The 10,949-nt window shown below is 47.4% G+C and carries 10 protein-coding genes; 5 read left to right on the forward strand and 5 right to left on the reverse strand.

Annotated features, from left to right (window positions below; genetic code table 11):
- Positions 1 to 22 precede the first annotated feature (22 nt).
- The gene (locus tag ACYVFD_RS00305; RefSeq protein WP_461087360.1) at positions 23 to 724 is read right to left on the reverse strand and encodes a hypothetical protein; all 702 of its coding nucleotides are present in this window, start codon (positions 722 to 724) and stop codon (positions 23 to 25) included.
- A gap of 220 nt (positions 725 to 944) precedes the next feature.
- Between ACYVFD_RS00305 and ACYVFD_RS00310 the strand changes: the two genes are divergently transcribed.
- Positions 945 to 2,267 (forward strand): TolC family protein, encoded by a 1,323-nt coding sequence (locus ACYVFD_RS00310; RefSeq protein WP_461087362.1) that lies wholly within the window; start codon positions 945 to 947, stop codon positions 2,265 to 2,267.
- A 137-nt stretch (positions 2,268 to 2,404) separates the two neighbouring features.
- Here ACYVFD_RS00310 and ACYVFD_RS00315 read toward each other — a convergent pair whose 3' ends face one another.
- On the reverse strand, positions 2,405 to 2,704 hold the full coding sequence (locus ACYVFD_RS00315; RefSeq protein WP_461087363.1) for a hypothetical protein: 300 nt from the start codon (positions 2,702 to 2,704) through the stop codon (positions 2,405 to 2,407).
- Between the two features lie 217 nt (positions 2,705 to 2,921).
- Positions 2,922 to 3,815, reverse strand: coding sequence for a sterol desaturase family protein (locus ACYVFD_RS00320; RefSeq protein ID WP_461087365.1), 894 nt, complete (start codon positions 3,813 to 3,815; stop codon positions 2,922 to 2,924).
- Between the two features lie 213 nt (positions 3,816 to 4,028).
- Here ACYVFD_RS00320 and acs point away from each other — a divergent pair, with 213 nt between their 5' ends.
- Positions 4,029 to 5,924 carry an acetate--CoA ligase gene (acs, locus tag ACYVFD_RS00325; protein ID WP_461087366.1) on the forward strand — a complete coding sequence of 632 codons (1,896 nt, stop codon included), beginning with the start codon at positions 4,029 to 4,031 and terminating at the stop codon, positions 5,922 to 5,924.
- Between the two features lie 490 nt (positions 5,925 to 6,414).
- Here acs and ACYVFD_RS00330 read toward each other — a convergent pair whose 3' ends face one another.
- Positions 6,415 to 6,942 (reverse strand): hypothetical protein, encoded by a 528-nt coding sequence (locus tag ACYVFD_RS00330; protein WP_461087368.1) that lies wholly within the window; start codon positions 6,940 to 6,942, stop codon positions 6,415 to 6,417.
- Between the two features lie 202 nt (positions 6,943 to 7,144).
- Here ACYVFD_RS00330 and ACYVFD_RS00335 point away from each other — a divergent pair, with 202 nt between their 5' ends.
- The 3 genes from ACYVFD_RS00335 (at position 7,145) to ACYVFD_RS00345 (ending at position 10,197) form a co-directional block, all read left to right on the forward strand.
- Positions 7,145 to 8,917 carry an ABC transporter ATP-binding protein gene (locus ACYVFD_RS00335; protein WP_461087370.1) on the forward strand — a complete coding sequence of 591 codons (1,773 nt, stop codon included), beginning with the start codon at positions 7,145 to 7,147 and terminating at the stop codon, positions 8,915 to 8,917.
- A gap of 338 nt (positions 8,918 to 9,255) precedes the next feature.
- The gene (locus ACYVFD_RS00340) at positions 9,256 to 9,705 is read left to right on the forward strand and encodes a hypothetical protein (RefSeq protein WP_461087372.1); all 450 of its coding nucleotides are present in this window, start codon (positions 9,256 to 9,258) and stop codon (positions 9,703 to 9,705) included.
- Positions 9,706 to 9,741: 36 nt separating this feature from the next.
- The gene (locus ACYVFD_RS00345; protein ID WP_461087374.1) at positions 9,742 to 10,197 is read left to right on the forward strand and encodes a hypothetical protein; all 456 of its coding nucleotides are present in this window, start codon (positions 9,742 to 9,744) and stop codon (positions 10,195 to 10,197) included.
- 137 nt (positions 10,198 to 10,334) lie between these two features.
- Here the strand turns inward: ACYVFD_RS00345 and ACYVFD_RS00350 are convergent, their stop codons facing one another.
- Positions 10,335 to 10,916 carry a Uma2 family endonuclease gene (locus ACYVFD_RS00350; protein ID WP_461087376.1) on the reverse strand — a complete coding sequence of 194 codons (582 nt, stop codon included), beginning with the start codon at positions 10,914 to 10,916 and terminating at the stop codon, positions 10,335 to 10,337.
- Between the last annotated feature and the right edge of the window lie 33 nt (positions 10,917 to 10,949).

A 10,949-nucleotide genomic window follows, 5' to 3' on the forward strand; every position in this document is an offset into this window, starting at 1 on the left:
AAAGACGATTTGGGAGGCTCAGTCATGGTTTTGGTGGCAAAGGAGGGTGTAAAGGCGAAATTCGCTCTTTCTTCCTGATCCATCGCCAGACATCCGTTGCGAGGGCTGGATAAATATTGAGGCCAATACTGTAATAACTCCCGTTGAAATTCTGATTGATAGCCGTTTGGAAGACCGATATTCGATAGCCAATTTGTGCGCTCAGACCGAACCAGCGGGTGGCTTTCCATTGGCCATAAACACCTGCCTGAAGCGGAACCAAAAAGTCCCGGTGGTTTCGATCCACGGGCATTTCTTTCGTCAGATCGAGCGGAAGCGCGTAGGCTACACCGCCCCCTAGTTCAATTGGAATGCTAACGGTCCACTGTGGGGTTTTGGTGATATTGAACCAGTACATCATACTCATAAACCACATATCGGTACGGGTGTAGTAGGCCAGGTTGATGCGTCGGGCGGCATTACGTCGCCAGTCGATCAGGCTCAGGTAAGTGGCGTAGCTGATCCAGTAATAGCCTAGAGTCAGTTGATGGCGCTTCTTTCCGTATTCGATACCGGCATTCACTCCCCAAACATTAACATGTTGCTGTTCCAGAAACGAATCGCGAAAATCGACGTTAAAAGCGGGCCGGATACGCGGTCGACGAGGCTGTAGGGTATCCGACCTTGCCGATGAATCGGCCGGTGGCAGGCACAATGAACACGCTACAAGAAAAGCTGCAATCATAATGTGTTCTAACCTAAAAACGGCGGCTGTGGTTACACAAATCACGGGCTGATAGCTCCAAAGCAGGCATAAGCGTTTTTACCAGCCTATGCATACGTATAAACTACCAGCTCTGACTTCCCTTTTTAAGCAAGAATTAATAAGGCTTTAACAACCCCTTAACAGGCAAAGTGGTATTTGCTCCCCTAATCAGTCGGGTAAAATTAATCCGCTTTCAAGTATGTTTCGTTTTCGATTCCACTACGCCTGCTTACTTACTTGTTTTTTGCTAGGACTGGGCGTAGGTTCACACTCATTGGCGCAAACAATTAGTACGCCATCCGATACTATTCGGCAAAGTTTACCGCAGCTTGAGCAGTTGTTTCTGGAGCGGAATTTTCAGTTGCTGGCCCAACGCTATCAAGTTGATATGGCCGATGCTGCCATCACGCAGGCCGGTTTACGTCCTAACCCAAACCTGTGGTTTCAGGGTAATTTATACAATCCACAGACGCATAAAGTACTCCCTTTTGGTCGACCCTCACAGGCAGATATGGCTGCCGGAATTTATAACAGCGGCTATTATGCGGTGCAACTGCAACAGGTTGTTCAACTGGCTGGCAAGCGTAGCAAACTGGTGGCTCTGGCCGAGAGTAACAAATCGCTGACTCAGCTAGCGTTCCGGGATCTGATGCGGACGCTGCACTATCAACTCTATTCGACCTACGCAAACCTGTATTACGATTTGCAGGCACTGCATCTGTTCGAAGATGAACTCGCGCGGCAACAGCGACTGCTCGTATCCTATCGGATTGCGCTTCAGTCGGGTGGGGTGGCCCCTTATGAAGTTACCCGACTTGAGGTGGCCATCCGTGATCTTCAGGCGAATGGAGCCAATTACCGTACCCAGATTGCTGATGAACAGGCTACCTTGCGGGTATTGCTGCGTCAGCCTGCTCAATCGTTTATTCTGCCAACCGAATTGCCTGCTCTTCGCACAACAGTTCCGCCCCTGGCAACGGCGTTAGATTCTGCCCAAACCCACCGGCCCGATGTTGCTATTTCGCAGGAGCAGATCAACAATGCCCAGCGAAGCCTGACGCTGGAAAAAGCACGTCGCACGCCTGATCTGACAACGGGTTTGCTGTATGAGAAATATGGGAACGCCTATGTGAATTTTCTGGGTTTTCAGGCGTCAATGGATTTGCCTTTTCATAATCGAAATCAGGGAGCGATCCGGTCGGCCGAGACGAACCTGAAGGCCGTGACGAGTGGATTGGAGAATCAGCAGGTAGTGGTACAAAGCGATGTGCTGAACGCTTACGACAAGCTGAATACGTATTATAGTCAACTAAATGAACGTCCTGATGGCTATCTGGATCGGATTCGTAACATCTCGGTTGAAGCCACAAAAGCCTATAATGCTCGTATGATTGGTCTGCTCGATTATCTGGATAAAATAAAGACGTACCAACAGGCGCAGTTGAATAACATCGACCTGATGAACAACGTCTTCCAGTCGCAGCAGTTGATCAACTATGTGACTAATACGAAGTTCTTTTAAAGGCAATAGTCAGGGATTGTCAAAAATGGTCAGGAGTGGTCAAGGATTGTCAGATTTCTATGAGTTACCATTTCTGACAACCTTTGACCACGCTTGACTAAACTTGACCCCTCCTGACCATTTTTGACTAGTTAAACTTATCGCCAGTAGCCGGGCATCCAGACGTAGCCACGAGGGCGCGCAACCCAGTGACCTGGAACCCACACCGCCCGATGGCGGGGAGGAGTGGCCCAGTAGCCACCTTGCCAGCGATACTGTTGACCATTCGGAACCCAGTTATTACGAACCCATATATGGCGGGGAGATGGCGCCGGTGGACGAGCAATGATAACGCGAGGGGGCGCCGGTCGACGACGAACGTAAATCTGAGCATCTGCATACGATAAAGTGCTCATGAACAGAGCCGTAACTAGCAGACTTTTTAAGGCGACTTTCATAACGAATTTAAGTTAAGGTCGACGTAGGCCTAAAGGCATTCATGAACGTTGAGCCATTCAGACCGACATCAACGGGTTGTTTACTCTATTTGTCCATTAGAATAAATAACCCGGAACAGGTTTAAAAGGATTTGGCCTGTGCCATTAAAAAGGTTGAGGTTGGTGTGGCAAAAAGCGTTTTTGCCTACACCAACCTCAACCTTTTTAATGGCAATAGTCAGGCATTAACCTGCTGTTCAACAACCTTTTTTTGCTGCGCCCGTAACTGTTTCGTCGTTTTGCGGGAGCCATCGTGACTCCAGCCGGGCGGGCCAAAAACATAGCCCAATGCTTCCCGGATTGATCGGGCTCGTTGGAGGTCGCGTCCGATAGAAACCCACTCGTGAAAGGCGATTCTAACCGGATTATGGGTATCGATATTGGTGGTTAGTCCATAGGTTGGCCGGTGATGCTCTTTCTGAAACGTACCAAATAGCCGATCCCAGATGATGAGAATACCCGCGTGATTTTTGTCGAGATACTCCAGGTCGGAGCCATGATGTACCCGATGGTGCGAAGGGGTATTGAAAATGGCTTCGATGGGTGCTGGGAACTTATTGACCAATTCAGTATGAATCCAGAATTGATACAATAAACTGATCGACTGCATGGTCATAATGGCAATGGGCGGAAAGCCAAGTAGTGGTAGCCATAGCCAGAAAACAAAGGCTCCTGAAACGTTTCCGGTCCAGGTTTGCCGCAATGCTGTTCCCAGATTGTATTTCATGGATGAATGGTGCACCACATGCGATGCCCAGAAATAGCGGCTGCTATGACTGATACGGTGAAACCAGTAATAACTAAAATCTTCAGCAAAGAACAGAATCATCCAGGCCCACCATTTTGTCATGTCAACGGTGAACAACCGAAACTGATACACCAATGTAAAAGCGCCAAAAACCATCGCTTTCCCAATCAATGCACTGATAATGACGTTCCCGATGCCCATCGACAGGCTGCTGGCAGTATCCTTGGTAACGTAATAGTCTTTCTGCTGAACTGCTGTCACAATAACTTCGGCAACCAGCAGAATAACGAATCCCGGAATAGCGAGCTGGATTAAATCTCTCATATTCATTCTTACTTTTATGCAAGTTACAACCTGATGAGGTAGTTGTCAACCTTTACGAAAAACACCCAATGACAACTCTCTCACTTACTGAATCTATAGGCTGGCAGATATATAAATCTAGCGACTGAATTAGTGAAAGACTAAAGGAGTGAATAGCTTTGTTCGCGAAGTTCTTTTCACTTAATCACTCATTCGCTCAATCACTAATTGATTATGCGTATCCGAACCTTTGACGAGTACCAGGCTGCTTATCAGAAAAGCGTAGAAGACCCTGAGGAGTTCTGGGCCGAAATTGCTCAGAATTTCCATTGGCGTAAACCCTGGACCAAAACCCTGCAATGGAATTTTACAGAGCCCAATGTAAAGTGGTTCATTGGTGGTAAACTCAACATTACGGAAAACTGTCTTGACCGTCATCTGGCGGAGCGGGGTGACCAGCCCGCTATCATCTGGGAGCCGAACGATCCGGCCGAAGCGGGCGTTACGCTGACCTACAAAATGTTGTACGATCAGGTTTGTCGGTTTGCCAATGTGCTGAAACGCAATGGCGTACAAAAAGGCGACCGGGTTTGTATTTATATGCCGATGGTACCCGAGCTAGCCATCGCTGTGCTGGCCTGCGCTCGTATCGGAGCTATACATTCCGTTGTGTTCGGTGGGTTTTCGGCCCAATCCATTGCAGATCGGATCAATGACGCGCAGTGTAAAGTAGTCGTAACGGCTGACGGTGCGTACCGGGGCAATAAAGAAATTCCGCTGAAGAGTACGGTCGACGATGCGCTTATTGGTTGCCCAAGTGTCGAAAAAGTTATTGTGCTGACTCGTACCCGAACACCGGTTTCGATGCTGAAAGGGCGCGATGTGTGGTGGGAACAGGAGCTGAAGCAGGTGACTGCCGAATGCCCTGCCGAAGAAATGGACGCCGAAGATATGCTCTTCATTCTATACACTTCGGGTTCAACGGGTAAACCCAAAGGGGTGGTTCATACCTGTGGTGGTTATATGGTGTATGCTGCTTATACATTCCAGAATGTGTTTCAATATGAGCCAGGGCAGACTCATTTTTGTACGGCTGATATTGGCTGGATTACGGGACACAGCTACATCGTGTATGGTCCACTGGCCTGTGGGGCAACGTCGATTATTTTTGAGGGTGTTCCTACGTATCCCGACGCCGGTCGATTCTGGGATATTGTTGATAAATATAAGGTCGATATTCTCTATACGGCTCCAACGGCTATTCGGTCGCTGATGGGATTTGGTCTTGACAAAGTAGAAAATCATGACTTGAGTAGCTTGCAGGTATTAGGCTCTGTTGGTGAACCGATCAACGAAGAGGCCTGGCACTGGTACGACGAACATATTGGTAAAGGCCGTTGCCCGATTGTCGATACCTGGTGGCAGACCGAAACGGGTGGTATTTTGATCTCTCCACTGGCGGGTATTACGAAAACCAAACCGACCTATGCCACGCTCCCCTTACCCGGCGTTCAACCGATTCTGGTCGATGAAAATGGCAAGGAAATCGAAGGGAATGGCGTAAGTGGCAACCTGTGCATGAAATTCCCCTGGCCGGGTATTTTACGGACGACCTACGGTGACCACGAACGCTGCCGCCAGACTTATTTTGCCACGTATCCAGGCCTATACTTCACAGGCGATGGCTGCCTGCGTGATGAAGATGGCTACTACCGAATTACGGGCAGGGTCGATGATGTACTGAACGTATCGGGCCACAGGATTGGTACAGCCGAGGTCGAAAACGCCATCAACATGCATACGGGCGTGGTGGAAAGTGCCGTAGTAGGTTATCCGCACGACATTAAAGGGCAGGGTATTTATGCGTACGTAATCACCGATCAGGAACCTGGCGGACACGATGCTGATCTGACCAAGCGCGACATTCTGGCAACCGTAAGCCGGGTGATTGGCCCCATTGCGAAACCCGATAAGATTCAGTTTGTAACAGGCCTTCCCAAGACCCGTTCGGGCAAAATCATGCGTCGTATCCTGCGCAAGATTGCCGAAGGTGATACAGGTAACCTCGGTGATACAACAACGCTTCTAGATCCTGCCGTAGTAGAAGAAATCAAGGCCGGAGCATTGTAGGATTTTACTGAGTTTCTCACTAGTAGCGGGTTATAACAACGAATTGGTTGTAACCCGCTACTAGTGTTATTGGCTGGGTGGCGATAGGCTAGGGTAGTGGCTTTTTGGAAATATAAACTACTCCGCGACTATTCTGGCTGTTGCAAAAGCTAAACGCTTCGCCCGAATGTCCTCGGCCACAAACCGCATCAGTGCCTGCAAGGTACAGACGTTGTTGATCATCCAGATACAGACTTTGTAGTTGATGAAGCTAAGGAAGGTCTATCCGCCGATTCGTAGATGTAATAACACCAGGCGTTTCAAAAATTCCAGTCATAGCAGTAGGACCGTCTATAAATACTCGGTTTATGGTATAACGGGAGGACTTGTTGGGTTGTATTATGGCTTAGGCGCAATACCAAAATCATGGGTGGACGTTATCGCCAGAAAGCAAGATATTTTTGATCTTGCTGAGAGGTTATATAAGGCTTATCGCTAATCTCTATGGGTTTTACTTCACTTTCACAATCTCCCCGAAGTAATTCATAAACAGGGTGTAGTCGGATGTTTTCTGGCTGACAGGATCGATCACGCGCATAACGAGGTTGATGTATCGCTGGCTGTTGAAGGTCGGTTTGTACGTGACAGTTTTCAGAACCGAGCGCTCTACCACATCATCGCTTTTGATAAAATAGAGTAGGTCATCTTTGAGTAACGTACGTTTAAAGAGCTGACTACCTGATTTTTTTGTTGCCAGTACGGTAATGGCATTATTGAAATAACACCCAGCCGACGTTTCTGTCGAGCTAGTGTCCTGAGTTAGGGTTAAGGCCACTTTGATCGACTTGGCTGATTCCTGATACACGTCCGATTTGCCCAGTTTATCTGCATCAATGACGGTTTTGCAGTTTTTGGGTGTAGGTGATTCGGTGGCTATTGAGTCAGCTTTTGACACCGTCGTGCTTTCCGTCGTTTTTTCGGAACGACCACAGGCAACTAACAGACTAAAGGTAAGGGCAAGTAAAAAGGCGTTTTTCATGTGGTAAAGTTCGGGTTTAAACGCAAAGGCGCAAAGATTTCGCCAAGAACGCAGCAGGATAAAAGCGACTAATAACCTGTTCGCTTTGCGAAATCTTTGCGCCTTTGCGTTTAAACAGATGATCTAAAATGATCCGTTTTGTGTTGTATTAAAAGCAGCCTTTCATGCCCTAGCTGCTTGTTTACCTCCTACACAAATACATATGCAACTTCTCTACAGCTATTTACGCCGTTATTGGGGACTATTGGCGCTTGCTCTGTTTCTGGCCGCAATCAACCAGATTTTCTCCCTGCTCGATCCGTATATTTTTCGGAAAATTATTGACCAGTATGTTGTTAAGCCCGGTGGTGCCCTTCGCCCGTTAAGTTTCTGGGGTTTTCTCAAAAATGGCGCTGGCCTGCTGATTTTACAGGCACTGGGCGTAGCGATGGTAAGTCGGATCGCCAAAAACTTTCAGGACTATTACGTCAATGTAATCACCCAGCGACTGGGAGCAAAGCTCTATACAGATGGGCTTAGGCACTCGCTCGAATTACCGTATCAGGTGTTTGAAGATCAGCGCTCCGGCGAAACGTTGGGTAAGCTCCAGAAAGTACGGGCCGATGTCGAAAAGCTTATTCAATCGTTTGTAAACGTGCTCTTTACGTCGGTCGTAGGCATCGTGTTTGTGATGTGGTATGCCTCCACGGTCTACTGGCCGATCGCTCCGGTGTACTTCCTAACCATTCCGTTGTTGGGTATTCTGAGTTCGTTGCTGAGCAAAAAGATCAAGGTCGTTCAGAAAACCATTGTCGCCGAAACAACGGCCCTGGCGGGGTCAACGACGGAAAGCCTGCGCAATATCGAACTGGTGAAAAGCCTTGGTCTGGCCCAACAGGAAACCGAGCGGCTGAATGCTACGACCGAGAAGATTCTGAAGCTGGAACTCAAAAAGGTTCGCTACATTCGGTCATTGTCGTTTGTGCAGGGCACATTCGTAAACCTGCTTCGCAATGCAATCATGCTGTTTATGCTGTTTCTGGTGGTGCAGGAACGCATTACGGTGGGTGAGTTTTTCTCGCTGTTCATTTACTCCTTCGCCATCTTCGGACCGTTGCAGGAACTAGGCAACATTATCAACGTATATCGGGAAACGGAAGCGTCACTGGCCAATTTCCAGCAGATTCTGAATACCCCCCGCGATGTGCAGCCCGCCCTTCCACAACCAGTTCATTCGCTACGAACATTGGCCTTTGACGATGTCCATTTCAAACACCTCACCGCAGCTAAACCAGCGCTGGATGGTATTTCGTTTGACGCTAAGGTGGGCGAAACACTGGCATTTGTTGGACCGAGTGGCTCCGGAAAAACGACACTCGTTAAACTGCTGGTTGGTTTATACAGACCGCTAAATGGGCAGATTCTGTACAATGGTATTCCGGGCTCAGACGTCAATCTGGATGAACTTCGGGAACAAATCGGCTTTGTTACCCAGGATACGCAGTTGTTTGCCGGAACCATTCGCGAAAACCTTCGTTTTGTAGCGCCCAATGCCACCGATGAAGAATGTCTGACGGCCCTGCATCAGGCGGCTGCCGACTCATTGCTGGCTCGTGCTCCACAAGGACTCGATACCGTCATAGGCGAAGGCGGTGTTAAGGTATCTGGCGGTGAAAAGCAGCGGCTTAGTATTGCCCGTGCCTTGCTTCGTAAACCTGCCCTACTCGTATTTGATGAAGCCACGTCGGCGCTGGATTCGCTTACAGAAGAGGAAATTACTGATACCGTACGGACGGTATCGGCTATGAACCAACAGATTACGATTTTGATTGCCCATCGCCTGAGTACGATCCTACATGCCGACCGGATTTTTGTGCTGGAGCAGGGGCAAATCGTTGAACAAGGTTGTCATGAGGAGTTACTCACGCAGAAAGGATTGTATTATGCCATGTGGCGGCAGCAGATCGGCGAGCGTAAGGCTCTGGCTGCGGTTTAATCTATACGTGAAATCGTAAACGTGTTGGCTGAGCAGCCGCAGATTTAGGCTGTTCCTGGAGACTACATATAATTGATAAAACGCTGGGTTGTGAGACCTGGCGTTTTTGTTTTGCTATAGGCGAAGTTGTAAAAATTCAATATTGATAGGTTAGGACTAGATTCATAGCTTTTTATAGTCATATCATAGTGGCTCTTTATGGTTAAATATGACTATTCTTATTGATTAAATACAATTCTATTTTTATTTTATTATAATATGTTGGAAGTTTAAAACTTACAGTTAGTTTTGTAAGTACCTACGTATGAGTAGGTTAAGCCTCTTAACACATCCATTATATGAAAATACTACTCCGCCTTTCGCTTTACGCGTTTTTAATCTTTATCTGGTCGTGTACCGATCACCGTATTCCGGCTGGCATTACCTGTGAAGAATTTACCCGCCGGATTACTACTTGTATTACCTGGCGATTAACCAGCCGGACGGTTAATAATGTTGAAGCTATTCAAGCCTGTCAGAGAGGGATAACGCTGAACTTTCCAGGAGGAAAATTCGGCCAGTTGGCTATCTCAACTGTAGATCCCGAATTTTGTGGGGGAATAGCACAGGGGGGATATTCCTGTAGTAATGGTACAATTACGCTTTCGAAAACGGTAGATTTTGGTGGTTTCAGTTCTGCTGGTCCTTTCACTGAAACCCTTAATTTTCTGAGTCCCACTTCATTTTTATTAACCTATACTGACTCTAAGGGAAATGCTGTGGCAGAAACTTATGTCGCTGCTTGCTGATTTACTATAATTGTCTCACCTACTTATCTAAACAGAATGAAAACTCTATTCCGCCTTTCGCTTTACGCATTTTTAGTTGCCATTTGGTCATGTGCCGACCACCGTGTCCCCCCTGCTATATCCTGCGATGATGTCGCGACCCGACTTTCTACTTGCGTGAATTGGCGATTAACGAGCCGAACGATTAATAACGTTGAAGCCATTACGGCTTGTCAGCAAGGGTTGATTCTTACCTTTCCTGGAGGAAGGCTCGGGCAGCAGTTTATTCTGTTAAAAGATCCTGAGTATTGCAGCACAGGTGGCTCAGGAGGAGGACCATATACGTGTAACAACGGTACTGTAACGCTTTCTAAAACGGTTACGTTTGGCGGGTTCAATCCCATTGGCCCTATTAGTCAAACCTTATCGTTTCTGAGTCCAACTTCATTGCTGATCAAATATACCGATAGCAATAGTAACGCCGTTGCCGAAACGTACGTCTGCAACAATTAATAGCTTGCAGTTGACTAGTTATCAGGATATCAAAAATCGCCAGTATGAACGACTGGCGATTTTTGTTGATATAGATTTGTGTAGGCTTGTAGCCAGCACTATACTTTTAATTTACTGAACGTTTTCCTGCCCGGAAATTAGTCTTCCAGAATTTCGGACAGTATGGTTTTAAATCCTACCAGCACATCGTCGCCCAACAGCGTTTCAGAAAATGATTTTGTTTCAACAGACTGATTGGGTCGGTAAATGTAGGTGAGCTTTTCATCGGGCGAAACAAGCCAGGCTAGTCGAACGCCGTTGGTCAACCACTTCTCCATTTTCGCTTTAACAGTGTCGAGGTGATCGGAATCGCTTACCAATTCCAGCACGAAATCAGGAGCCAGATGTGGAAACGAATGCTTTTCGTTTTTGCTAAGCGCTTCCCAGCGTTCACGCCGAATCCAGGCAACATCTGGTGCTTTCATTGATTGGTCACTCAGGAAGAAACCGCCATTCGAATCGATTACTTTACCGGCTTTCGTCTTTCGGTTCCAAATACCTATTTCGGTATTCAATTCACTATTATTCGCGCTGGTCAATAGATGGGTAGGAGACATATCAATATATACGGTGCCATTTTCATCGCGCTCGATTTTCATGTCCGGGTTAGCCAGACAGAACTGTACTAACTCTTCGTCGGTGAAGCGGTCGATTTTGGGAATGTTCAGAGGCAATTGCATAATTGAGTATGTCTTCAGCTACTGACAAATCTA

The sequence above is a fragment of the Spirosoma gilvum genome (assembly GCF_054776815.1).